Consider the following 23,938-nt stretch of genomic DNA (forward strand, 5'->3'; position numbering starts at 1 on the left):
GCCAAGCGTGTGTATTCGCCGGATGGCCGTTAGATTGACGGCATGAGCACGTACGAGAAACTCCTGCAGGAACAGATCCGGAACGAATTCACCGCCTCGCAGCAGTACGTGGCGGTCGCTGTCTGGTACGACGAGCAGGATCTGCCCCGGCTGGCCGCACACTTCTACAAGCAGTCGCTGGAAGAGCGCAACCACGCGATGATGATGGTCCAGTACCTGCTGGACAACGACGTCCGGCCGCAGATCCCGTCCGTCGGCGAGGTCGAGTCCGAGTTCAAGGACGCGCTCGCGCCGCTCGAGCTCGCGCTGGCGCAGGAGATCACCGTCACCAAGCAGATCGAGACGCTGGCGCGGACGGCGCGTGACGAGAGCGACTACATCGGTGAGCAGTTCATGCAGTGGTTCCTCAAGGAGCAGGTCGAGGAGGTGTCCACGATGAAGACGCTGGTGAACGTCGCCAAGCGGGCCGGCGACAACCTCTTCCACCTCGAGGACTTCCTGGCCCGCGAGGCCGTCGGCGAGGCCGCCGCGGACCCGACCGCCCCAGCCACGGCCGGCGGCGCCGTCTGAGCTACCAGCTCCCGCCGCCTCCGCCGCCGCCACCGCCGCCGGACGAGCCGCCGCTGAAGCCGGACGAGCTCCCGCCGCCACCGCCCGAGCTCGACGGCGTCGGCGGCGGGTCGAAGCTGCTGGCGACGGAAGAGCCGACGGCCCCGGCCGTCCAGCCCGACGTGTAGTAGGACGGGCCGGAGTACCAGTACGGGTCCGCCGGGATCCGGCCCGCGGCGACGAGCTGCTCGCACACCTTCTGCCAGCGGTCGGCCAGGCCGAACGCGATCGCCCAGGGCAGGTACCTCGAGAAGATGTCCTCCCCCTCCTCGAAGCGCAGCTGGTCCGCCTCGGCGGTGGCCAGGTACTTCCGGAAGCCGATCAGCTGGTCGGTCACCGCCCGGCCGGCCGGGTTCCGTTGCCCGCGGCCCCGGATCGCAATCCAGAGGCCGATGGCAACGATCACCGCGAGCACCGGGACCGCCACCACGACGGCCCGGCCGAAACCGCCGGTCGCGGCGCTGGCGACGGTCCCGAAGATCCCGCCGCCGACGACCCAGATGCCGATCATCGCCATGCACGCGCAGCCGAAGCCGTTCTTGAACGCCGAGCCGCCGCCGGCCCGCGGCATCCGCAGGTACCACTCGCGGGCCTTCACCTGGTCGCGGAGCGCCTTGATCATGGCGTTGTGCGCGTTCCGCATGGTGTTGTCGCCCACCGCACCGCGGCGCAACTGCACCTCCGTGCCGGGCTGCAGGCCCGGGAACAGGCCCAGCATCAGCGCCTGCTCGTGCGGAGCGGTCGCGGCCGCCGGGTTCAGCAGCACCGCCTTCTGCGAGTCGCCGTCGTTGTCGATCCGGACACCGCCGCGGACCGCCATGTCGATCAGCGTCGCGGCCGTCTCCGTGGTCGTCGCCTTCGCGTCGATCAGCAGGCCGCCCTCGGCGACCGGGATCCTCGGCGGCGCGAACGCGACCGGGATCTGGTCCTCGCTCAGGTCGTCCTGGACCGGTTGCGCGGCGAAACCGTCCGGCGGGAACGTGCCCGGCGGCATCCCGGCGTACCGCTGGTCCTTGTTGCCGAGCTTGGCGTAGAGCGCGGCGAGCACGATCGCGGCCGCGGTCACGATGCCGGAGCCGATCAGCGACAGCCAGGACACCCCGTTGCGCTCGAGCCAGCTCGGCGGGTCGACCACGATCGGGGTGTCGTTCTGGACCGCGCCGGCGGGGATTCCGGCGACGATCGTCATGCCCTCGCCACGCGCGAGGTCGGTCGCGCCGAAGACGCCCTGCTCGCCGCTGACCGTGCTCGTGCACTCCTCGGTGGAGCCGATCCCGCCCTGGAAGCAGGAGGTCTTCTGGACTCCGCCCGGAACGGTCACCTTGATGTCGACCTGGTTGATGTCTGCGCTCCAGGCCGTGCCGGTCGCGTCCCAGTACAGCTCGCTGTGGTCGTCGAAGTGCCGTAGCGCGCCGCGCACGTCGTACTTGATCACGTACGTCGCCTGCGTGCCGGGAATCGTCTTGTCCGCGGATCCGATCCTGAGCTGCAGCTCCTGGTAGCGGCCCTGGTTGCCGGTGTAGGTGTCCTCGGTGAACTCGGACGGCGCGCCGCTGGGTGACGACACCTTGATGTTCGAGACCCGGTACTCCTGGTCCTTCGACTTGTCGTCCTTGTACGGCTCGCGGATCACCAGGTCGCGGTAGATGCCGTGCCGGCCGCTGTCCGCGAAGCGGTAGTCGATCGTCTCGGTGACGTGCAGCACGCCGTCCATGGACACCTGGTAGTCGATCGCGAAGTTCTCGATCTCGTCCCCGGCCTCCGCCGGGCCGGCGCTCGCCGGTACCGCGAAGCCGGCCAGTGCCAGGACCGCGAACAACAGGCCGACGACTACCCCGAGTGCCCTACGCATGCCCGTGACCCTACCGAGGAGCGGGGTCCGGGTGGCGGAGGCGGTCACGAATCCGGGACCTGATGGGCCTTGTGCGAAGTGACGGTTAGCGGAATCGTGGGTGGACCAGGAGGAACGTCATGGCTGACAAGACGAACACTTCCCAAGGCACCGGAGCCGCGCCCGCTGTGGACAGCCCGGCCGCCATCCGCAACGTGGTTCTGGTCGGCCCGTCGGGCGCCGGCAAGACCACCCTCGTCGAGGCCCTGCTGGTGGCCTCCGGAGTCCTGAACAGACCCGGCACCGTCCTGGACGGAACCACGGTGTGCGACTTCGACGACGCCGAGATCCGGCAGCAGCGCTCGGTCGGCCTGTCGCTGGCCTCGCTCCCGCACGCCGGTGTCAACGGCACGGTGAAGGTGAACCTGATCGACACGCCGGGGTACGCCGATTTCGTCGGCGAGCTGCGGGCCGGTCTGCGCGCCGCGGACTGTGCGCTGTTCGTGATCTCGGCGAGCGAGGGCGTCGACGAGCCGACCCGGACGGTCTGGCAGGAGTGCGACGAGGTCGGGATGCCGCGCGCCGTCGTGATCACCAAACTCGACCACGCCCGGGCGAACTACCAGAACGCGCTCGGCACCGCCCAGGCCGCGTTCGGCGACAAGGTGCTGCCGCTGTACCTGCCCGCTGGTGACGGGCTGATCGGGCTGCTCTCCCAGACCTACTACGAGTACGCCGGCGGCAAGCGGTCGACCTCCGCGCCGGACCCGTCGTACGGCGACCAGATCGAGGAACTGCGCGGCTCGCTGATCGAGGGCATCATCGAGGAGTCCGAGGACGAATCGCTGATGGACCGCTACCTCGGCGGCGAGGAGATCGACCAGAAGATCCTGATCGAGGACCTCGAGCACGCGGTCGCGCGTGGCTCGTTCTTCCCGGTCGTCCCGGTCTGCAGCGCGTCCGGCGTCGGCACGCTGGAGCTGCTCGAGGTGATCACCAGCGGCTTCCCGTCGCCGCCCGAGCACACGATCCCGGAGGTCTTCACGCCGCACGGCGTCGCCCGCCAAGGCGTCACCTGCGACCCCGCCGGTCCGCTGCTGGCCGAGGTGGTGAAGACGACGTCGGACCCGTACGTCGGGAGGGTCAGCCTGGTGCGGGTGTTCTCCGGCACCATCAGGCCCGACGCGACGGTTCACGTGTCGGGCCATTTCACGTCGTTCTTCGGCGCCCAGAACGGTGGCCAGGAGGGCGCCCAGAAGGGTGCACAGAGCGGCGCGTCGCACGGGCACGAGGACCACGACGAGGACGAGCGGATCGGCACGCTGTCGTTCCCGCTCGGCAAGAACCAGCGGCCCGCGGGCGCGGTGGTCGCCGGGGACATGTGCGCGGTCGGCCGGCTGACCAGAGCGGAGACCGGTGACACGCTCTCCGACAAGGCGGATCCGCTGCTGCTCAAGCCGTGGACGATGCCGGAGCCGCTGCTGCCGATCGCCGTCCAGGCGCACGCGAAGACCGACGAGGACAAGCTCGGGGTGGGGTTGCAGCGGCTGGCCGCCGAGGACCCGACGCTGCGGATCGAGCAGAACCCGGAGACCCACCAGATCGTGCTGTGGTGCATGGGCGAGGCGCATGCCGACGTCGTCCTGGACGCCCTGGCGAACCGGTACGGCGTCACGGTGGACACCGTGGAGCTGCGGGTCCCGCTCCGGGAGACGTTCGGCGGGCCGGCGAAGGGGCACGGCCGGCACGTGAAGCAGTCCGGTGGCCACGGTCAGTACGCCGTCTGCGACATCGAGGTCGAGCCGATGCCGGAGGGCACCGGGTTCGAGTTCGTCGACAAGGTGGTCGGCGGCGCGGTGCCGCGGCAGTTCATCCCGAGCGTGGAGAAGGGCGTCCGGGCGCAGATGGAGAAGGGCGTCGCGGCCGGGTACCCGATGGTCGACATCCGCGTCACGCTGCTCGACGGCAAGGCGCACAGCGTCGACTCGTCGGACATGGCGTTCCAGATGGCCGGCAGCCTGGCGTTGCGGGAGGCGGCGGCCGCCTCGCGGGTGGCGATGCTCGAGCCCGTCGACCTGGTCTCGGTGCTGGTGCCGGACGACTTGGTGGGCGCCGTGATGAGCGACCTGTCCGGCCGGCGCGGGCGGCTGCTCGGCACCGACAAGATCGGCGAGAACAGGACGCTGGTGAAGGCCGAGGTGCCGCAGGTGGAGATCACCCGCTACACCATCGACCTCCGCTCGCTGTCGCACGGTTCGGCGTCGTTCACCCGGGAGTTCTCCCGCTACGAGGCGATGCCCGAGTCGGCGGCGGCCAAGCTGAAGAGTTAGCTGAGGCGGCGGCGTACGTCACGGGACTTGAGGTACGCCGCCACGTCGTCGTACCGCTCGCTCTGGTTGGCGAACTCGATGTACGAGCGCACGCGGTGCAGCCAGTCGAGGGTCGACGGCTTCACCGCGGTCAGCGCGTCGGCGAGGTGCGGCATCGCCAGCGGCGGCTCGCCGCCGGTCGACAGCGCCTCGTCGATGACCTTGTCGACGCCGCGCTCGATCAGCGCGCGCAGGTCCGCGCCGCTGAACATCGCGGTCTGCCCGGCGAGCGCCTTCAGGTCGAGACCGTCGGCCGGCACGTCCTTGGTCAGCACGGACAGGATGTCGGCGCGGGCCGGCTCGTCCGGCGGCGGCACGAAGATCACCCGGTCGAAGCGGCCGGGGCGGAGCATCGCCTCGTCCACGTCCCACGGCGCGTTGGTGGCGGCGAGCACGAGCAGGCCCTCGTTCTCCGAGCCGATCGCGTCGAGCTCCTGCAGCAGGACGTCGACCAGCCGGCGCGCCTCGGACCCGCCGTGCTTGTGGCGGGCGAACGCGAGCGCGTCCAGCTCGTCGAGGAACAGCACGCACGGCGCGTTGGCCCGGGCGCGCTCGAACGCGGCGTGCAGGTTGCGCTCGGACACCCCGAGGTACGGGTCCATCACGTCCTCGATGCGGACGTTGACGAATGGCAGCCCGCACTCCCCCGCGGTCGCCCGGGCCAGCAGCGTCTTGCCGCAGCCGGGCGGTCCGTAGAGCATCACGCCGCCGCCGGACTTCCGCCCGTACTTCTCGTACAGCTCCGGGCGGCTCAGCGGGAGGATCACCATCCGGTGGATGACCCGCTTGATCTCCTCCATGCCGCCCACCTGATCGAAGGTGGTGGTCTCCTTCGGGGTGTCCAGGACCAGCGGGTCCTGCTCGTCCTCCGGGCCGACCTTGATCCGGACGCCGCTGCGCTCGGAGATCATGCCGTCGACGAGCTGCTGGAGCCGCCCGGTCCCCTCGACCACGCCCTGCTGGCGCGCCGCTTCGAGCAGGTTCCGCAGCAGGGCAAGCCGCCCGTTCGCCGCGGCCAGCTCACCGACGGGTACGAACTGGTCGTCCGGCAGGCCGTACTGGTCCAGCAGGACGACGTACTGGTCGAGCGCCTCCTCGGTCTCGCCGGCCGCGACCAGCGACTCCGCCAGCACGAGCCGCAGCAGCACGTCGTCCGGGTTGCCGTCGACGGCCTTGCGCAGCGCGTCGATCCGGTCGTTACTCATGAACCCCACTTTCGGTTGAGCCAACGGCGGACCAGTGGCGGGACCACCCACGAGTAGACGCAGAATCCGAGCCAGAACATGGCGAACGCGAAGGACAGCGGCGCGAGCCCGGCGATCCGCAGGCCGTAGATGACCGCGACCGCGGCGACCCAGACGACCAGCGGGTTGAACCGCGCGAACGGCCGCAGCGGCAGCATCAGCGGGTGGTTGAACATCTTCGCCTCGCGGGCGGCGGCGCGCAGGTCCGCGTCACCCGGCTGGGCCGCGGCCGCCGAGGCCAGCGAGCGGTACCCGGACCGCGAGTCACCGGTGAGCATCGACGCCGTACCGTGCAGGGCCCGCGCGTTCGGGTCCTCGGGGTCGTGCGCCAGCGCCTCGGTGCTGTGCCGGTGCATGTCGCGGTCCTTGCCGAGCGCGAACGCCACCTGGGCGCGCGCCGCCGAGACCGCGACGCTCTCCGGGGCATGGGACGCGGCCCGCTCGACCAGGGCGCTCGCCTTCTCGGCCTGTCCGGCCGCGAGGCAGACGTGCGCGTACCCGATCAGCAGGTCGGGATCGTTCGGGTCGAGGCTCAGGCCCTGCAGGAACGCCGCTTCCGCCTCGGGCAGGCGCCCCTCCGACCGCAGCGACGACCCGAGGACGTGCAGCATCGCCGGGAACGGCCCGTGCAGGGTGAGGCCGTCCCGCAGGACGTCGATCGCCTCGGCGTTCCGGTCGAGCGCATGCAGGGCCGCGCCGCGGAACAGGTATGCGCGGTAGTCGACCGCGGCGTCACCGGACAGCCCCTGCAGCTCGTCGAGCACCCGCTCGGGGCGGCCGATCTGCAGCCAGTGCGCGGCCATCCGCAGGCGGGCCTCACTCGGATCGTTCACAGCACCACCGTCACCAGGAGGAGGATCAAGGCCTCGGCGACCGCGCCGCCGATCGTCGCTGCGATCCCCATGCCCCACAGCGATCCGTAGTCCGTGCCGCGCAGCTGGAACGCGCGGTCCATCGGCCGCTGCAGCCGGAGCTGGGCCAGGCAGCACAGGACGGCGACGACGCGGATGCTCACCCGGAGACCGGACGTGACGCCGCTGTCGCCGTACAGCAGGACGAAGACGCCGATCACGGCCAGCAGGCCGGCCAGGCCGGTGAGCAGGATCAGCCGGCGCTTGGCGGCGTCGACACCGAGCCGGCCGGCGTTCAGGTAGGCCACCGCCGTGGACGCGAGCACGCCGCCGAAGAACGCGACGTACGTCTGGGACATCAGCCGCCACGGGCGCGCGGACATGTCCACGCCGGCACCGACGGTCGGGCGCAGGAGTTCGTCCGGCATCGGGCTCCTAGTACGACACAGATGGGCAGGGGTTCGGCTCGCGCAGTGTATAGCCTGTGCGGATGAGCGAGAACTGCATCTTCTGCGGGATCGTGGCCGGCACCATCCCCTCCACGCAGGTCGCTGAGAACGACCGGGCGATCGCCTTCATGGACATCAACCCCGGGACGACCGGGCACCTGCTCGTGGTGCCGCGGGCGCACTCGGCCGATCTCCGCGAAGCCGCTCCCGAGGACCTCACCGGCGCGACCCTGCTCGCCCAGTCCCTGGTCGCCCGCGTGATCGACCGGCTCGACGCCGACGGAGCCAACGTGCTCAGCTGCATCGGCGCCGAGGCGTGGCAGTCGGTGTTCCACACCCACCTGCACGTGATCCCGCGCTACAAGGACGACCCCCTCCAGCTCCCCTGGCACCCGACGCCCGGGGACCTGGACGAGATCAACGCGACGGCCGCCAAGCTCGCCTGAGCCTTATCGCCCGGCGAAGAATTCGCGAAGGTCCTGCAGCAGCAGGTCCGGTGCGTCCTGGGTGGCCCAGTGGCTGCCGCGGTCGAACTCGTGCCAGGACACGATGTTCGCGTGGTCCCGCTCGGCGAACCGGCGCAGCGGACGGAAGTCGAACGCGAAGCTGGCCAGCGCGGTCGGCGCGGTAGTCGGCTCCTTCGGGTGCTCGGCGTGCTTGTCCTCGTAGTAGAAGCGTGCCGACGACGCACCGGTGTTCGTCAGCCAGTAGATCGTCGCGTTGGTCAGGACGTGCTCGTCGGAGCAGGAGCTGAGCAGTTGGGCGATCCACGAGAGCTGACCGGTCGGTGAATCCGCCAGCGCGTGCGCGATGTTCTGCGGCGCCTGCTCCTGCAGCTTCGCGTATGCGCCCAGGTTGTCGTTGAAGTACTGCAGGAACTGTAGATAGCCCTGCTCCTCCTCGGTGAGGTTCTCCAGCTCCGCCGGGTCTCCACTCGGGAACGAGAACAGTTGCGTCACGTGGACGCCGATCACGTGCTCCGGGTCGATCCGCCCGACCTCGGGGGACACGTAGGACCCGCCGTCGTTGCCGTGGGCGCCGTACCGCTCGTAGCCCAGCCGGCGCATCAACTCGGCCCAGGCGCCGGCCACGCGGTACCTGTTCCAGCCGCGGTCCTTGGTCGGGCCGGAGAAGCCGAAGCCGGGGACCGACGGGATCACCACATGGAACGCCTGCTCGCCGTTGCGCGGGTTGGTGAGCGGCTCGATCAGGTCGAAGTACTCGAGCGAGGTGTTCGGCCAGCCGTGCGTGAGGACCAGCGGGATCGCGTTCGGGTCCGCCGAGCGGACATGGAAGAAGTGCACGTTCTGCCCGTCGATCTCGGTGACGAACTGCGGGTACGAGTTCAGCCGCTCCTCCCACTTCCGCCAGTCGTACGACGTCAGCCACTGCTCGGTCAGGCGGCGCACGTAGGACAGCGGCACGCCGTACTCCCATTCGGGCGGCAGCGGCCCGGTCTGGACGGCGTCGGTGTAGTCGATGTCGAGCTCACTCGCCCACCGGGTGCGGGTCAGGCGGTCGCGCAGGTCGTCCAGGTCGGCCTGCGGAATGTCGATGCGGAAGGGCCGGATCTCGGTGTTGTTCGTCATGGCTCTCACGCTAGAAGCCAATTAGGCGAGTTATCTTCCTAATGGTCTGCCAGACTTCCGAGCATGATCGAGACCTCGGCGCGGCTGCTGAAACTGCTCACGTTGCTGCAGTCTCCGCGCGACTGGACCGGTGCAGAGCTGGCCGAGAAGTTGCAGGTCAGCCCACGGACAGTGCGCAGCGACGTCGAGCGGCTGCGGTCCCTCGGCTATCCGGTCGACGCCACCCGTGGATCCGTCGGCGGGTACCGGCTGGGGGCCGGCGCCGCGCTGCCGCCGTTGCTGCTGGACGACGACGAGGCCGTGGCAGTGGTCATCGGCCTGCGGAAGGCGGCCGGCATCGCCGGTGTCGAGGAGATGTCGTTGCGGGCGCTGACCAAGCTCGAACAGGTCCTGCCCTCGCGGCTGCGGCGCCGGGTCAACACGCTCGCGAGTTTCACCGTGCAGGTGCCGCCGGACGAGCCCGGACCGCAGGTCGACCCCGAACTGCTGACGCAGCTGGCGGCGCTCTGCCGGGACCGTGAGCAGCTGCGCTTCGACTACCTGTCGCACTCCGGATCGCCGACTCTTCGGCGGACGGAGCCGCATCGGCTGGTCAACTGGGGCCGGCGCTGGTACCTGGTCGCCTTCGACCTCGAGAGACAGGACTGGCGGACGTTCAGGGTCGACCGGGTCCGTCCACGGATCCCGACCGGGCCGCGGTTCGGACCGCGCGAGCTGCCCGAGGGCGGCGACGTGGCGGCGTACGTGTCGCGTCGCGTGTCCGCGGCGGCGTGGCGCTACCGAGCGTCGGTGACGGTCGCCGTACCCGCTGCTGTGCTGGCCGAGCAGTTGACGCCTGCCGTCGGGACGATCGAGCCGATCGACGAGCGGAGCTGCCTGCTGCAGACGGGCTCTGACACGGTGCAGAGCCTCGCAGTACACCTGGCGCTGCTGGATGTGGATTTCGTGATTCAGGACGGTCCGCCGGAGTTGGCGGCGTACCTCGACCGGCTGGCCGAGCGCTACCGGCGGGCGACCAGCTCGTAGACGGACAGCAGCTCGGGAAGCAGGGCCGACCAGTCGTACTTCGGCACGGTGGCCAGCCCCAACGCGCGCAGTTGCTCGCGCTCCTCGGGTCTGCGCAGGAGCCGGAGGGCGCGGGCCGCCAGCTCGCCGGAGTCGCCCGGCTCGAACAACTCCCCCAGGTGCCCGCCTTCCAGGACCTGCCGGAACGCGGGCAGGTCGCTCGCCAGCACCGGGGCACCTGCCGCCATCGCTTCCAGCAGGACGATGCCGAAGCTCTCGCCGCCGAGATGCGGAGCGACGTACAGGTCCGAGCCGGCCAGCATGTCGGCGCGGGCCTCGTCGTCGATCGGGCCCAGGAACAGCACGTTGTCGTGGTACCGCGGCGGCAGCGTCTCCTCGGCCTGCCCCGAGCCGGCGACGAGGATCTTCAGCCGCGGCCTCTCGGCCAGCAACGCGGGGACGGCGGCCAGCAGCACGCCGAGGCCCTTGCGCGGTTCGTCCAGCCGGCCGAGGAAGCTGATCGTGCCGTCCTCCCCCATCCACTCCGGCCGCGGACTGCCCTTGAACCGGGCGGTGTACAGCCCGTTCGGGATCACCACGGCCTCACCGCCGATGTGCTGGACCATCATCGAGCGGGCGTTCTCGGACACCGCGATCCGGGCGTCGATCTTCTCCAGCGCCGGCCGGAGTAGGCCGGCCGCCACACTCATCGCCCGGGACCGCACCTGCCAGGTGTGGAAGGTGGCGACGAACGGCCCGTCCGCGGACCACAGCGCGATGATCGACGCGCTCGGCGTGGTCGGCTCGTGGACGTGGACGACGTCGAAGTGCCCGTCGGCGAGCCAGCTCTTCACCCGGGCGGCCGTCCGCGGCCCGAACGTCACCCGGGCCACCGACCCGTTGTACGGCACGCCGACGGCCCGGCCGGACGAGACGACGTACGGCGGGACCGCGTCCGCAGCGTCCACCGGGGCGAGGACCGAGACCTCGTGGCCGAGCGCCAGCAGCGCCTCGGCCAGGTCGCGGACGTGGTTCTGCACCCCGCCGGGCGTGCCCAGCGAGTACGGACACACCACGCCGATCCTCACAGCAGGATTGTTACTCCTCCAGGAAAATCCTCTGCAGCATGTGCCAGTCCTGGGGGTGCTCGGCGATTCCCACGGCGAACGCGTCCGCGCACCGCTGGGTCATCGCCGCCACGCCGCCGTCCGGCTCCACGACGTCGTGGAAGGTGATCACCAGGTCGCGGCCTTCGTAGTGCAGCGTCGCCGGGATCAGCGGCGCGCCCGTCTTCAGGCTCAGCGTGGCGGGTCCGACGGGCATCCGGGACGGGCGGCCGAAGAACGTGACCGGCACACCCCGCTCGGACAGGTCACGGTCGGCGACGAGGCAGACGAAACCGCCGGCGCGGAGCCGGTCCGCGAGCACGCCGGTCACGTCCTCGTCGCCACCCGTCAGCGGCAGGACCTCCATGCCGAGCTTCTTGCGGTAGGCGATAAAGCGGTCGAACAGCGACTCCGGCTGCAGCCGTTCGGCCACGGTCGAGACCGGCATGCCGGTCAGCCCGGCCCACGCGCCGGCATGGTCGTAGTTCGCCAAGTGCGGCAGTGCGCAGATCACGCCCTGCCCGGCGGCGTACGCGTCCCGCAGCACCTTCTCGTTGACCGTCCGCACGCTGCCGACGATCTCCTCGCGGGTCCACTCGGGCAGGCGGAACGCCTCCTGCCAGTAGCGCAGGTACGAGCGCAGGCCGGCGCGGGTGAGTTCGTCGAGCTCCGCCTCGGTGGCGTCCGGGTGGACCGCGGCCAGGTTGCCGCGCAACCGCCGTACGCCGCGGCCGTTGCGGCGGAACGTGCGGTCGGCGGCCTGCCGGAACAGCCAGGTGACGGTCCGCTCGGGCAGGCGCCGGACCAGGGTCCAGGCGAGCGCGAAAGCGAGGTCGACGGCCCGCTGCCGACCGCTCTCCATCAGGCCTTGGTGTCCGGCGGCGGCGTGTCGAGTCCGGAGTTCGACGGGTCGGCCAGCACCTGCTTGCGCACGGACAGCGAGCGCTGGATGACGGTGATCGTGCTGGCCGCGGCGACGTACCAGATCACGATCTCGAGCAGGATCGGCAGGTCGAAGATGTCCGAGAAGAACGCCAGGACCAGCGTGAACACCAGCCGGTCGGCCCGCTCGGCGAGGCCGCCGCTCGCCTTCAGCCCGAGGCTCTCCGCCTTGGCCCGCGCGTACGACGTGACCGCGCCCATCACCAGCGCCCACAGCGTCACGGCCGCCATCAGGGTCGAGTCGCCGGCCCGCGAGTTCGCGTAGAACATCACCAGGCCGCCGTACACGGCGCCATCGGCGATCCGGTCCAGCGTCGAGTCGAGGAACGAGCCCCACTTCGACGACGTCCCCGACGTCCGGGCCATGTAGCCGTCGATCAGGTCCGAGAACACGAACGCCGTGATCACCAGGACGCCGATCCACAGCTGGCCGCGCGGGAAGAAGATCAGCGCTCCCGCGGACACACCGATGGTGCCCACCAGCGTGACCATGTCGGCGCTCACGCCGAGCTTGAGCAGGAGGGTGGCGATCGGCGTGATCACCTTGGTCCAGAACTGCCGGAATCTGTTAAGCATGGCGACGCGATCGTAGTTCACCGAGGTCACCATCAGGCGACAAGGCACGGGTTTCGGCCTGCGCGGCGTCCGTTGGCAGGGGATGCTGGAGGGTGAGGAGGTGGCCGCCATGGGTCGCACGCAGCTCGCGGGCGCGCTTGTCCTCCTGCTTGCCGCCAGCGGCTGCTCGGTCGCCCAGCGCGCCAACGGGACCGCTCCCGCCCCGGTGCCACCCAGGGTGATCGTCCCGACCGTGATCGCTCCCCCGCAGGCCGAGGGCCTGGACGGTACGTCGGGAGCGCCCGGGCCGCAGGTGTGTACGGCGATCACGCGCACCCTGACCGCCAAGTTCCGCGGCCCGGTCACGGCGAAGCCGAACGCCTGGAACGACGGCGGACTCCCGGCGATGGACCTCTGCACGCTGCTGCTCGGGGACCTGCCGGTCACGATCGGCGTGAGCGCGCTGCCGATCCAGCCGGACACGCTCAGCCGGCTCGTGGAGAACCCCGGGTCGGTCGCCGAGCTCCCGGAGCTCGGGCCGGAAGCAACCATCAGCGAGTCGCGGATCGTCTTCCGGGTCGGCGACCGCGCAGTGCGGATCACGCCGGCCGGTGGCATCGACCGCGATCCCGCCGACGGGATCGAGAAGGCACGCGCGGTCACTATCGCGCTCGCCGCGCGGGACGCCGTACCGCGCACCCTGCGGCCGGCCCGGCAGGCGGACGAGACCTGTCAGCTGTCGACCTCGGCCGCCGAGCGGTTCATCCAGCTGCGGGTGCAGCTGCGGCGGGACTACCGGGTGAAGGGCGCGCTGACGTGCGTCTGGGGAACGTACGACGCGACCGTGTCGATCGTGGAGGCGTTCGACCAGGCGACGATCCCGGAAGCGCAGCAGGTGCCGCCGCCCCGGTTCGCGCCGATCGGCCAGCCCGGCTACTACCTCCCCGAGGCCGGCGAACTCGTCTTCCGCCAGGGCCGCCGCGTCGTCCGGGTCACGGCCCTGACCAACCCGCCACGCGAGGTCACCCTCGACACCCTGACCACCCTGGTCGACCCGATGCTCCCGCTCTTCCTGCGCTGACCTTCACCGGTCAGGCCCGCGCCGGTGAGTGATCCCGCGTGGGCGATCTGCCGTTTACGGCCAGGACTTCGCGAGCAGCGCCCGGGTGTCGGCGAGGAGTTGCGGGAGGACCTTCGTGTGCGCGATCGCGGGCATGAAGTTGGTGTCCCCCGACCACCGCGGTACGACGTGCTGGTGCAGGTGACCGGCGATGCCGGCGCCGGCGATCTCGCCCTGGTTCATGCCGATGTTGAAGCCCTGCGCCGCCGACACCGTGCGGACCGCCTGCATCGCCTCGCGGGTCAGCGTCGAGACGTCCGCGACCTCGGCGTCGGTCAGCTCGGTGTAGTCGGCGACGTGCCGGTAGGGCACGACCATCAGGTGCCCCGGGTTGTACGGATACAGGTTGAGCACGGCGTACGCCGCCTCGCCGCGGTGCACGATCAGCGCGTCCACGTCCGGCAGCCCCGGGAGCCGGCAGAACGGGCACCCCGCCCCGGCCTCGGAGCTGGTCGGCTTGTTCTCGCCCTCGATATAGGCCATCCGGTGCGGCGTCCACAACCGCATGAACGGGTCCGGCACCCCGACGCCGTCCTGCCGCACCAGCTCCTCGGGCTCGTACGGCGATCCGGGGTGCTCGCTCATACCCGCTCCGTCATACCTGGACGCGCTTCTTCACGGACTCGACGATCTCCGCGACCGCGTCCGCGATCGGTACGCCGTTCTTCTGCGTGCCGTCGCGGTACCGGAACGAGACCGACCCGGCGGCCATGTCCTCGTCGCCGGCGATCAGCATGTACGGCGTCTTCGCCTTCTGGGCGTTCCGGATCTTCTTCTGCATCCGGTCGTCGGAGGCGTCGACCTCGACCCGTATCCCCTCCGCCTTCAGCTGCTTCGCGACGTCGAACAGGTAGTCCACGTGCCCGTCGGTCACCGGGATGCCGACCACCTGGATCGGGGCCAGCCAGGGCGGGAAGGCGCCGGCGTAGTGCTCGGTGAGCACCGCGACGAACCGCTCGATCGAGCCGAACAGTGCGCGGTGGATCATCACCGGCCGCTGCCGGGAGCCGTCCGGCGCGGTGTACTCGAGCTCGAACCGCTCGGGCAGGTTGAAGTCCAGCTGGATCGTCGACATCTGCCAGGTCCGGCCGATCGCGTCCTTGGCCTGGACGGAGATCTTCGGGCCGTAGAACGCGGCGCCGCCCGGGTCCGGGACCAGCTCCAGACCGGAGCCCTCGGCGACCTCGCGCAACGTCGCGGTGGCCTCCTCCCAGACCTCGTCGGAGCCGACGAACTTGTCCGGGTTCTTGGTGGACAGCTCCAGGTAGAAGTCGTCCAGGCCGTAGTCGGCGAGCAGGCCGAGCACGAAGGTGAGCAGGTTGCGCAGCTCGTCGCGCATCTGCTCCCGGGTGCAGTAGATGTGCGCGTCGTCCTGCGTGAAGCCGCGGGCCCGGGTCATGCCGTGCACGACGCCGGACTTCTCCAGCCGGTACACCGTGCCGAACTCGAACAGCCGCAGCGGCAGCTCCCGGTACGACCGGCCGCGGGCGGCGAAGATCAGGTTGTGCATCGGGCAGTTCATCGGCTTCAGGTAGTAGTCCTGGCCCTGCTTGCGGATCTGCCCGTCCGCGCCGCGCTCCTCGTCCAGGTGCATGGGCGGGTACATGCCGTCGGCGTACCAGTCGAGGTGCCCGGAGGTCTCGAACAGCTGGCCCTTGGTGATGTGCGGCGAGTAGACGAACTCGTAGTCGTCCTCGACGTGCCGCTGGCGGGAGTAGTCCTCCATCACCTTGCGCAGCACACCGCCCTTCGGGTGGAAGACGGCCAGGCCGGAGCCGATCTCGTCCGGGAAGCTGAACAGGTCGAGCTCGGTGCCCAGCTTGCGGTGGTCGCGCTTGGCGGCCTCCTCGAGCCGGGTCAGGTGGGCCTTCAGCTCGTCGCGTGACTCCCACGCGGTGCCGTAGATCCGCTGCAGCTGCGGGTTCTTCTCACTTCCTCGCCAGTACGCCGCGGCGGTGCGCATCAGCTTGAAGTTGCCGAGATACCCCGTGGCGGGGACGTGCGGCCCGCGGCACAGGTCCTTCCAGGCGACGCTGTCGTCGCGCCGGATGTTGTCGTAGATCGTCAGCTCGCCGCCGCCGACCTCGACGCTCGCGCCCTCGGCCGCGTCCGCCGCGGAGCCCTTGATGCCGATCAGCTCGAGCTTGTAGGGCTCGCTCGCCAGCTCGGTGCGTGCGTCGTCGTCGGAGACCACCCGGCGGCTGAACCGCTGCCGCTCCTTGATGATCTGCTGCATCTTCTTCTCGAGCTTGGTCAGGTCCTCCGGCGTGAACGGCGTCGGCACGTCGAAGTCGTAGTAGAACCCGTTCTCCACCGGCGGGCCGATGCCGAGCTTGGCCTCCGGGAACAGGTCCTGCACCGCCTGGGCGAGGACGTGCGCGGTCGAGTGCCGGATGATCGCCCGGCCGTCCTCCGACGACGCCTTGACCGGCTCGATCTCGTCGCCGTCGGCGACCACCCGGGACAGGTCCCGCAGCTCACCGTTGACCCGGGCGGCGATGGCGGAGCGGTCCTGGCCGAAGATCCCGGCGAACAGCTCCCCGATCGTCGTCGTCTCGGTCACACTCCGCTCAGCCTCGCCCTCGACGCCGATCAGATGGACCTTGACTTCCGACACGTTCACTCCTCGGTTCCCGACCGGCCCGATTGCCGGTCACGCCACGAATGGTATCGACTCACCTGACGAAAGTAGGGGTCGGGACCAGCCGCTCGTCCGATGTGCCGCGGCAGGCCGGATTTCTAGGTTCTTCGGTATGACCGACGCGATCCTGCACTTCGCCGAAGAGTTGATGTCCTCGTGGTGGATCTATCTCGCGTTGTGGGGGTTCGCCACGCTGGACGGGTTCTTCCCGGCGATCCCCAGCGAGACCCTGGTCGTCACCGCCGGCGTGTTCGCCGCGGCCACCGGCGAGCCGAACCTGTACGCCGTGATCGTGGTCTCCGTGATCGGCGCGTTCGTCGGCGACCACGTGTCGTACGCGCTCGGCCGCGGCGCCGGCGGGCGGCTGCTCGACCGGATGAAGCCAGGCACCAAACGGCACGCGGCCGTCGTGTGGGCCCGCCGCGCGCTGGCCGAGCGTGGCGGTCTGGTCCTCGTGGTCGCCCGCTACATCCCCGGCGGCCGGACGGCGGTCACGCTGACGATGGGATCGGTGCGCTACCCGCTGCGCAGCTTCACGCCCTTCGCGGCCCTGGCCGCCGCCAGTTGGGGCCTGTACTGCACCCTCGTCGGCTACATCGGCGGCAAGGCCTTCGAGGACAACCCGCTGAAGGGCGTCGTCCTCGGGATCGGCCTCGCGCTGGCGGTCACGCTCGTCGTCGAACTGGTCCGCCACCGCCTCCGCAAAGCTCAACCTCAGGTCGAACGTGAGCCCGAACTGATCGACCGCTGACCGACCCCGCGGGCTGTCACACTGTGTGGTCGTGCCCGGAATCCTCCGTAGTCCCAAGATCCTCGTCGCCGCTGTGGCGCTGCTCCTTGTCGCTTGCAGCTCGGACCAGGGCGGGCCGGACGCGCAGTACGTCGTACCGGACACCGCCGGGCAGGCAACGGGCCAGGCGCAGGTCCTCACCGGGGCGCTGCGCAAGCGCGGGCTGGTCTGCTCCGACCTGTACCCGGACAACAAGCCGCTGGTTGTCCGGGGCTGCTACCGCAAGGACGCCACCCACGACATCAAGGCGGACTTCACCGCGACGCCGGACGGTCAGCTGGTCTCGGCGTCGTTCGACATCGCGTACACCGACCCTGCCGACGCCCCGCAGGCCAAGCCGGACCTCGAGGCCGTCGTCGGGGACTTCGCCGCAGCCAGTGGCGCCGGCGAGCTGACCGGCCTGCTCGCCAAGAGCGGCGAGCACCGGACCGCTTGGGGGTCGGCCACCGTGCTGAGCGCCGGGCTCGAGGGCTTCGGCGGAATGGATCTGGAGCGGAAGGGCTGGAAGTGGCCGACGCTCCCCGACCATGCGTTCGCCGGAACCGCCGAGCAGGTGGCCGGCGCCGCCACCGCCGACGGGTTCACCTGCACCAGTTCCAACAGCAGAAGCGTCCAGAACTGCATCCGGGACTCGGACCTGGTGACCGCGATCAGCAGCGTCGACGGCATCCACGTGATCGGGATCCGGGCCGGCTCCTGGACGGCGGCTCGCACCCTCCAGGAGCACATCTTCGCGGCACTGACCGGCAACGCTGGGCCGGCCGGCGACCGGAGGCCGCTGGCGACGCAGTGGTTCGCGGCCGGCGAGGCAGCCGGAGCACGCGCCTACGTCGGCGGACTCCAGCTCTGCCAGGCCAAGCACAGCAGGAGCAGCACTGTCTTCAGCGTCAGCGCCCTCGTACCGGCAGGAACCACCTCCGGGGAGTGCTGACCCCGCTCAGCGCGGGGTGTTCAGCGCGATCGTGATCTGCTCGGACGCCCTGGCGGCCAGATCGAGCGCCGCGCGGCGGGTGCCGGGCTGCAGCGCGGAGTGGTCGAGCGGTCCCTCGGCGGCGATGTGCATGTCGGTCGGGATGTCGACGACGGCGGCGGCGCGGGACTCGAAGTACGGCCGGAGCTGCTTCTCGACCTCCTTGTTCACGTCGCCGGGACCGTTCGAGACCGCGATGATCGCGCGGCGGATCAGCCGCTGCGCCTCCGGGCCCTGGTTGTCGAGCTCCTCCAGCATCTGTACGGCGGCCGCGCAGGACAGGCTCTTCCACTTGATCGGGATGACGAGGGCGTCGGCCGCCTTCATCGCCTCGCGCCAGTTGCTGGAGCCCTCGTTGTTGCCGGTGTCGATCACGAGCACCTTGTAGAACCGGCTCAGCAGGCGGTGGATCTGGTCGAAGTCCTTGGCCTCGATCTGCGCGTACGTCGTGGTCGCGGACGTCAGCACGTCGTACTGACCGGCGACCTGGTGCCGCAGGTACGCCGCGACGTCCCCGAGCCGCGCGTCCGGCTGGGTCAGCATCGGCATCGCCTGCAGCATGTCCGTGACGGTGGACCGCGAGTTCGTGTCGTGGGTGCGCAGGTGCATGTTGCCGCGCAGCTCGTTGTTGTCCCAGGCCACGACCCCGCCGCCGCGCGCCTGCCCGAGCGCACCGGACAGCAGCAGCGTGGTCGGCGTCTTGCCCGAGCCGCCCTTCGGGTTCGCCACGACGATCGTCACCGGACGCCGGAAGGCCGTCGCGGCGGTCGCCCGCGCGATCCGCTCGGAACGCTCCGAGCTACCGGGCCGCAGCTTCAGCACGCTGCGCATACCGCGCTCGGCCGGAGCCTCCCGCGGCAACGGCAACGCCTGGATCAGCTCGTCGGCACGGTACGACAGGTTCTGCGGCGGCTGCTGCGCTTGCTGACCGGGGACGCCCTGCGGGAAGAACTGCTGAGCGGCCTGCGACAGCGGCTGACCGGGCTGGCCGTGTTGGACAGGCTGAGCGGGCTGACCAGGCTGACCGGCTTGACCGGCGGCGTGCTGCGCCGGCCCCTGCGGGAGCTGGCCACCCTGCGGCTGACCGCCCTGCGGCTGACCGCCCTGGTCGTCGTGCCCGGAGCCGTGGAACGAGGAACCCCCGAACACCGGGGTGCTCTGGCCCGTCTCCGGAGCAGCGCTGTCGGCTGCCCCGGTCGACGCCGCCTCGCCGTCGACAGCCAACTCGTCGTCCTGCTCCTCGGGCTGGCTCCACGACGCCGCACCGGACTCGGCGGCCGGCTGGGTCCAGGACGGCGCGGGCTGGCTCTGCGGCTGCGTCCACGGCGCCGGCTGGTCCACGGGCTTCGGAGCCACTCCCCACGAGTCGGTCCGCGAGAGCGCGTCCTCCTGCTCGTCGGTCTCCTCGACCTGGTCGGCGTCCGGCGACTGGTTCGGGTCCGGCTGGGTCCAGGAGGGGGTCGGCTGCCACATTCTCCGGACCTCGGCCGCCGCCGCTTCCCGGTCCTTGTGCTGTCCGGAGGTGTGCGAGTCGGTCACGACCTGGATCCCCGATTCTGTGAGAGGGGGCGGGTGGCCCCTGAGGCTTGCTGGGTGGCCCGGAGGATGTGAGGGCCCCCGGGAGGGTCCACTATCCCATGACCGGGTGTCCTCACAACGTCACGACCCGGAGCGTCCGGTGACGGTTCCGCACCAGTACCCCACTGTGCGTCAGCCCGTGACCAGCCCGGCTTCGTAGGCGACGATCGCGGCCTGGACCCGGTTCTTCACCCGCAGCCGCAACAGGATCGCGCTGACGTACGCCTTCACGGTCCCCTCGACCAGGAACAGCCGCGCCGCGATCTCGGCGTTCGACATTCCGGCACCGAGCAGTCCGAGCACCTCGAGCTCGCGCGGAGTCAAGGTACTGACCTGCTCCTTGGCGGCCGCCGCCCGCGCCATCGCGCCGCCGCCCGCGCCGGCGCTCAGCTCGGCGATCACCCGCTGCGCGACCTTGGGAGACAGGTACGCGGCGCCGTCGGCGACCGCCTTCAGCCCGGCGATGAGTTCGCGCGGATCGCCCGACTTGAGCAGGAAGCCGCTCGCGCCGTCGCCGAGCGCGCGGGCGATGTAGGCGTCCTCCGAGAACGTGGTGAGGACGACGACCGCCGTCTCCGGTACGGTCCGCCGGATCTCCGCGCCGGCGGCGAGTCCGTCCATCCGCGGCATCCGGATGTCGAGCACGGCGACGTCCGGCCGGTGCCGCCGTACCGCTTCGACGGCCTCGACGCCGTCGGCCGCTTCGGCGACGACCTCGATCTCGTCGTCGGTGCCGAGGATCGCGCGGACCCCGGCCCGCACCATCGCCTCGTCGTCGGCGAGCATCACCCTGATCATCGATTGCCTTCCGGTGTCGGTGGAACAGATCCGCTCTGTACGACGGCCTTGGCGACCAATGCGCCGTCGGCGAAACACAAGCGGTAGACGTAATTGGCGGAGAATGGGGCCGCCGGGCGGTAGTACCGGCAGCTCCATCCGACCGGAGCGTGGTAGCTCTCCCCCGGCGGGTCGATCATCTGCATCCGTGGCAGCAGCTTCGCGACGTCCGCCTCTGACTGGCCGACGGTGAGTGCGTCGTACTGCGCCGGACGCAGGATCGCGCTGTAGCCGGCGACGAGGTAGTAGCCAAGGGCAACCGCACCGACGACGGCGCCCAGCAGGACGGGCGCGGCAATCGCGGTGATGAGGCCACGCTGTGCGCTACGCCGTACCGTGGCACGCTCCACCGCCGCAGTGGGTGGCTCCGGTCGGCCGCCGGCGCGGGGCATCGTGGCACTGACCTCGAACCCACCACCCGGACGCGGTCCCGCCGCGAGCGAACCGCCGGCCAGCCGGACCCGCTCACGCAGCCCGTCGAGCCCACGCCCACCTGACGGCGCGGCCACTACCTGGGTCGCACCGGTGTCCACCACCGCCACCCGTACGTCGTCCTCGTGCGTCGTCACGCTGACGGTCACGGCCGCGCCAGGTGCGTGTTTGCTCGCGTTCGTCAGCGATTCCTGGACCACGCGGTGTACGGCGCGGTCGACCATCGGCGCCAGTACGCCGTCGATCTCCTCTGTCAGCCGCACCGCCAGACCGGACGCTGCCGCCCTGTCCACCAACGCACGCACCGTCTCGTCGTGCGGCACGGTCGGTGCGTCCTGGTCCCTCAGTACGCCGACGATCTCGCCCAGTCGCTCCGTGGCGGTCGCCGCCGACTCGCGGAGCTCACCCGCGGCCCGCCGGTGCTCCTCCGGGAGCGACGGGTCGAGCTCGAGGGCGGCCGCGCGCAGCGCGATCAGGCTGAGCTCGTGACCGACCGAATCGTGCATGTCCTCGGCGATCCGGGACCGCTCGCGCAGCCGCTCCTGGTCGATCTCCATCTGCTGTTCGCGCTCGATCCGCTCGGCCCGCTCCCAGCCGGCCGACGCCAGCAAGGCCTGCTGCGCCCGGTACCGGCCCATCAACCAAGGCAGCACAACCAGGAGCAGTGCGAGCAGGAGCAGCATCAGCCAGGTCAGGATCGCCTCTGTTGCCTGCGCTCCCCTACGCATCGTCAGTGCAAGCACCAGCATCCCGAGCAGCGACCAGCTGCAGAGCAGGACGAAGTGCTTGAGCTGTGTCTCCCTGCGCCCGGCCAGATAGCTCAGGAGACTGATCGCCGGTACCAGCGCGATCTGGACGCCGTTCGTCGTACCGAGCGCGAAGGCGAGCACGACGATTTCCGTCCACGCCACGACGCACAGAGCGACCAGCGGCCACTTCCGCCGGCCGAAGACAGCGAACGCCAGAACAGCGAGGCAGGCGGCCCGAAACCAGTACGGATCGTGGCGCGCGCCGCTCTCCGCGAGCACGAGAAGGCTCAGCGCGGCCCACAGACCCGCGTCCCCCAGGCGCCGCCACTTCATGGCGTAGACGCTACACAGTCGCAGCACGCCCGCCGTACTGCCGAAAGTCAGGTCTCGGCGTCGATCAGCTCGAACGGTACGTAAGACAGCGTCGGCACCGGTTCGCCGCGCAACTGGGCCAGCAGGAGGTCCACGGCGAGGCGGCCCATTTCCGTCTGGTTCTGGCGCACGTGCAAGTACGGCGGTCCGCCGATGGAGTCGCCCGGCGAGTCGAAACACGCGACCACCCGATCACCGCCCAGTGCCCTGTCGACCATGCGGGCCAGGTTGTACTCACAGGCGAAGTACGCCGTCACCTCGGGCCGCTGCTCGCGGAACGCCCGGATGGTGTCCATGTCCGCCCGGACGCTCTCGGTGGTCGTCGAACCGGGCAGCGTGCTGCGCAGGTCGGTCAGCTCGTACGGACGGCCACGGTCGCCGAAGGCAGAGCGGAAGCCCTCCAGCCGCTCCTCGATCGAGGACGTGTTCACCGGCGGCGGCGAGACGAACGCGATGTGTTCATGTCCCTGGGTCAGCAGCCGCTGCGTCAGCGCCCGAGCGGCGGCGACGTTGTCCGTCAGTACGGCGGACACCGGGATACCGGACAACTGGCGGTCGACCAGCACGACCGGGAAGCCGTCCAGCACCTGCCGGAGCAGGCTGGCGTTGTAGAAGTCGCCGTACACCGGGAACACGATCAGACCGTCCACCGTGGCCACCAGCGAGTCGACGGCCTTCTCCTCGTCGGTCTGACGCCCGTGCGTCCGCCGGATCACCAGATGGGCGCCCTGCTCCGCGCAGCGCTCCTCGATGGTGTTGAGGAGGTCCAGCCCGAACGCCTCCGACATCGACGGCACGATGTAGGCGATCGAGAGCGTCTCGCGCCGTGGGTTCGACCGGAGCGGGACGGTCAGCTCGGTGAGGTCGGGCAGCCGGGGTACGACGAACGTGCCCTTGCCGCGGACACGCTCGACCAGGCCGGCTTCCCGCAGCACCTCCAGCGCACGCTTGGAGGTGATCCGGCTGACCGCGAACTGCGCGGCGAGCTCCATCTCCGACGGCACCCGGTCGCCCGGCCGCAACGTGCCGCGGCGGAGCTGCTCCAGCACGTGATCACAGATCCGCTCGTACAGCAGTGCCACAGCGCCTCCCCCTCATGACTTGTCCGGTTGACATATCCAATCATCCACGGGAACTGTCGGTGGGCGGTGGCACCGTGCTGACCATGGACATCGCAGGCAAGACTGCAGTGGTCACCGGAGCCGCCGTCGGGATCGGCCGGGCGATCGCCGCCCGGCTGGGCGCCGCGGGCGCGTCGGTCGTGGTCGCCGACCTCGATGCGGCAGGCGGCGAGGAGACCCGCGCGCTGATCGGGCCGACGGCGCGGTTCGTCCAGGTCGACGTGCGCGACGACGACGCCGTGCGCGAGCTGATGGCGTGCCGGCCGCAGATCCTGGTCAACAACGCCGGCGGCGGCGCGGTGCTGCGGCCGTGCTTCCCGGAGGCCTCGGTCGAGCGCTGGACAGCGGCGCTGGACGTGAATCTCCGCGCTCCGATGCTGACCACCCAGCTGGCGATCCCGGGGATGCGGGCGGCGGGCGGCGGCGCCGTGGTGAATGTCGGCTCCACGGCTGGGGTGGGCTTCGGGCAGCACGTGTCCCCTGAGTACGGCGCGGCGAAGGCGGCCTTGATCCGCTTCACGACCACGTTGCCCGACCTCGACGGCGTCCGGGTGAACTGCGTGGTCCCCGACTGGGTCGCCACGCCACGCGGGATCCGCGAGCGCGCGGCACTCCCGCCGGCCGAGCGCGGCCAGGCGCTGGTCCCACTCGAGGCGGTCACCGACGCGGTGGTCGATTTCGTGGCGGACGACTCGCTCGCCGGTCGGGTCGTCCTGCTGGAACGCGAGTCGGAGCCCCGGTGGTTGAACTAGGTGGTGGCTAACCCCTGCGGCTGGCA

At 70.5% G+C, this 23,938-nt stretch carries 22 protein-coding genes; 8 read left to right on the forward strand and 14 right to left on the reverse strand.

What is annotated here, in order from left to right; genetic code table 11:
• Positions 1-42: 42 nt before the first annotated feature.
• The gene (locus tag AB0I12_RS14105) at positions 43-570 is read left to right on the forward strand and encodes a ferritin (RefSeq protein ID WP_359929077.1); all 528 of its coding nucleotides are present in this window, start codon (positions 43-45) and stop codon (positions 568-570) included.
• 1 nt (position 571) lies between these two features.
• On the opposite strand, the gene AB0I12_RS14110 is transcribed toward AB0I12_RS14105, so the two are convergent.
• Positions 572-2,461, reverse strand: coding sequence for a DUF2207 domain-containing protein (locus AB0I12_RS14110; RefSeq protein ID WP_359929079.1), 1,890 nt, complete (start codon positions 2,459-2,461; stop codon positions 572-574).
• 119 nt (positions 2,462-2,580) lie between these two features.
• Between AB0I12_RS14110 and AB0I12_RS14115 the strand changes: the two genes are divergently transcribed.
• On the forward strand, positions 2,581-4,770 hold the full coding sequence (locus AB0I12_RS14115; RefSeq protein WP_359929081.1) for an elongation factor G-like protein EF-G2: 2,190 nt from the start codon (positions 2,581-2,583) through the stop codon (positions 4,768-4,770).
• On the opposite strand, the gene AB0I12_RS14120 is transcribed toward AB0I12_RS14115, so the two are convergent.
• Genes AB0I12_RS14120 through AB0I12_RS14130 form a run of 3 tightly spaced genes read right to left on the reverse strand, consistent with a single transcriptional unit; the run spans position 4,767 to position 7,332 of the window.
• Positions 4,767-6,014, reverse strand: a complete 1,248-nt coding sequence (locus tag AB0I12_RS14120; protein ID WP_359929083.1) for a tetratricopeptide repeat protein — start codon at positions 6,012-6,014, stop codon at positions 4,767-4,769. The two genes, AB0I12_RS14115 and AB0I12_RS14120, sit on opposite strands and share 4 nt — an antisense overlap.
• Complete coding sequence (locus tag AB0I12_RS14125) at positions 6,011-6,886, reverse strand: tetratricopeptide repeat protein (protein ID WP_359929085.1); 876 nt, start codon at positions 6,884-6,886, stop codon at positions 6,011-6,013. The genes AB0I12_RS14120 and AB0I12_RS14125 overlap by 4 nt, the downstream gene beginning before the upstream one ends.
• The gene (locus tag AB0I12_RS14130; protein WP_359929086.1) at positions 6,883-7,332 is read right to left on the reverse strand and encodes a hypothetical protein; all 450 of its coding nucleotides are present in this window, start codon (positions 7,330-7,332) and stop codon (positions 6,883-6,885) included. Before AB0I12_RS14130 ends, AB0I12_RS14125 begins: the two co-directional genes overlap by 4 nt.
• A 62-nt stretch (positions 7,333-7,394) precedes the next feature.
• Here AB0I12_RS14130 and AB0I12_RS14135 point away from each other — a divergent pair, with 62 nt between their 5' ends.
• Complete coding sequence (locus AB0I12_RS14135) at positions 7,395-7,799, forward strand: HIT domain-containing protein (protein ID WP_359929088.1); 405 nt, start codon at positions 7,395-7,397, stop codon at positions 7,797-7,799.
• A gap of 3 nt (positions 7,800-7,802) precedes the next feature.
• Here the strand turns inward: AB0I12_RS14135 and AB0I12_RS14140 are convergent, their stop codons facing one another.
• Entirely contained in the window at positions 7,803-8,942 is a 1,140-nt protein-coding gene (locus tag AB0I12_RS14140; RefSeq protein WP_359929090.1) for an epoxide hydrolase family protein, read from the reverse strand.
• Positions 8,943-9,005: 63 nt separating this feature from the next.
• Between AB0I12_RS14140 and AB0I12_RS14145 the strand changes: the two genes are divergently transcribed.
• Complete coding sequence (locus AB0I12_RS14145; RefSeq protein WP_359929092.1) at positions 9,006-9,968, forward strand: transcriptional regulator; 963 nt, start codon at positions 9,006-9,008, stop codon at positions 9,966-9,968.
• Here the strand turns inward: AB0I12_RS14145 and AB0I12_RS14150 are convergent.
• Genes AB0I12_RS14150 through pgsA form a run of 3 tightly spaced genes read right to left on the reverse strand, consistent with a single transcriptional unit; the run spans position 9,944 to position 12,571 of the window.
• The gene (locus tag AB0I12_RS14150) at positions 9,944-11,035 is read right to left on the reverse strand and encodes a glycosyltransferase family 4 protein (RefSeq protein WP_359929094.1); all 1,092 of its coding nucleotides are present in this window, start codon (positions 11,033-11,035) and stop codon (positions 9,944-9,946) included. The two genes, AB0I12_RS14145 and AB0I12_RS14150, sit on opposite strands and share 25 nt — an antisense overlap.
• A gap of 10 nt (positions 11,036-11,045) precedes the next feature.
• The gene (locus AB0I12_RS14155; RefSeq protein ID WP_359929096.1) at positions 11,046-11,915 is read right to left on the reverse strand and encodes a phosphatidylinositol mannoside acyltransferase; all 870 of its coding nucleotides are present in this window, start codon (positions 11,913-11,915) and stop codon (positions 11,046-11,048) included.
• Positions 11,915-12,571 carry a phosphatidylinositol phosphate synthase gene (gene pgsA, locus AB0I12_RS14160; RefSeq protein ID WP_359929098.1) on the reverse strand — a complete coding sequence of 219 codons (657 nt, stop codon included), beginning with the start codon at positions 12,569-12,571 and terminating at the stop codon, positions 11,915-11,917. Before pgsA ends, AB0I12_RS14155 begins: the two co-directional genes overlap by 1 nt.
• 109 nt (positions 12,572-12,680) lie before the next feature.
• Between pgsA and AB0I12_RS14165 the strand changes: the two genes are divergently transcribed.
• A complete protein-coding gene (locus tag AB0I12_RS14165; RefSeq protein WP_359929100.1) occupies positions 12,681-13,631 on the forward strand; it encodes a hypothetical protein in 951 nt (316 codons plus the stop codon).
• Positions 13,632-13,685: 54 nt separating this feature from the next.
• Here the strand turns inward: AB0I12_RS14165 and AB0I12_RS14170 are convergent, their stop codons facing one another.
• Both AB0I12_RS14170 and thrS read right to left on the reverse strand, forming a co-directional pair.
• Positions 13,686-14,255: an HIT domain-containing protein gene (locus AB0I12_RS14170; protein ID WP_359929102.1), complete on the reverse strand. Its 570-nt coding sequence runs from the start codon at positions 14,253-14,255 to the stop codon at positions 13,686-13,688.
• A gap of 10 nt (positions 14,256-14,265) precedes the next feature.
• Positions 14,266-16,287: a threonine--tRNA ligase gene (gene thrS, locus AB0I12_RS14175; protein ID WP_359929104.1), complete on the reverse strand. Its 2,022-nt coding sequence runs from the start codon at positions 16,285-16,287 to the stop codon at positions 14,266-14,268.
• Positions 16,288-16,423: 136 nt separating this feature from the next.
• On the opposite strand from thrS, the gene AB0I12_RS14180 reads away from it, so the two are divergent.
• Together AB0I12_RS14180 and AB0I12_RS14185 are read left to right on the forward strand one after the other, a co-directional pair.
• Positions 16,424-17,062, forward strand: a complete 639-nt coding sequence (locus tag AB0I12_RS14180) for a DedA family protein (RefSeq protein WP_359929106.1) — start codon at positions 16,424-16,426, stop codon at positions 17,060-17,062.
• A gap of 31 nt (positions 17,063-17,093) precedes the next feature.
• Complete coding sequence (locus tag AB0I12_RS14185; RefSeq protein WP_359929108.1) at positions 17,094-18,032, forward strand: hypothetical protein; 939 nt, start codon at positions 17,094-17,096, stop codon at positions 18,030-18,032.
• 6 nt (positions 18,033-18,038) lie between these two features.
• Here AB0I12_RS14185 and AB0I12_RS14190 read toward each other — a convergent pair whose 3' ends face one another.
• From AB0I12_RS14190 to AB0I12_RS14205, 4 genes are all read right to left on the reverse strand, one after another.
• Complete coding sequence (locus tag AB0I12_RS14190; RefSeq protein WP_359929110.1) at positions 18,039-19,610, reverse strand: AAA family ATPase; 1,572 nt, start codon at positions 19,608-19,610, stop codon at positions 18,039-18,041.
• Positions 19,611-19,781: 171 nt separating this feature from the next.
• Positions 19,782-20,447: a response regulator transcription factor gene (locus AB0I12_RS14195; protein WP_359929112.1), complete on the reverse strand. Its 666-nt coding sequence runs from the start codon at positions 20,445-20,447 to the stop codon at positions 19,782-19,784.
• A complete protein-coding gene (locus tag AB0I12_RS14200) occupies positions 20,444-22,000 on the reverse strand; it encodes a histidine kinase (RefSeq protein ID WP_359929114.1) in 1,557 nt (518 codons plus the stop codon). Before AB0I12_RS14200 ends, AB0I12_RS14195 begins: the two co-directional genes overlap by 4 nt.
• Before the next feature lie 47 nt (positions 22,001-22,047).
• Positions 22,048-23,121: a GntR family transcriptional regulator gene (locus AB0I12_RS14205; RefSeq protein ID WP_359929116.1), complete on the reverse strand. Its 1,074-nt coding sequence runs from the start codon at positions 23,119-23,121 to the stop codon at positions 22,048-22,050.
• 83 nt (positions 23,122-23,204) lie between these two features.
• On the opposite strand from AB0I12_RS14205, the gene AB0I12_RS14210 reads away from it, so the two are divergent.
• A complete protein-coding gene (locus AB0I12_RS14210) occupies positions 23,205-23,912 on the forward strand; it encodes an SDR family NAD(P)-dependent oxidoreductase (RefSeq protein ID WP_359929118.1) in 708 nt (235 codons plus the stop codon).
• Positions 23,913-23,938: the final 26 nt, after the last annotated feature.

The organism is Kribbella sp. NPDC050459 (assembly GCF_040655315.1).
Classification (GTDB): Bacteria; Actinomycetota; Actinomycetes; order Propionibacteriales; family Kribbellaceae; genus Kribbella.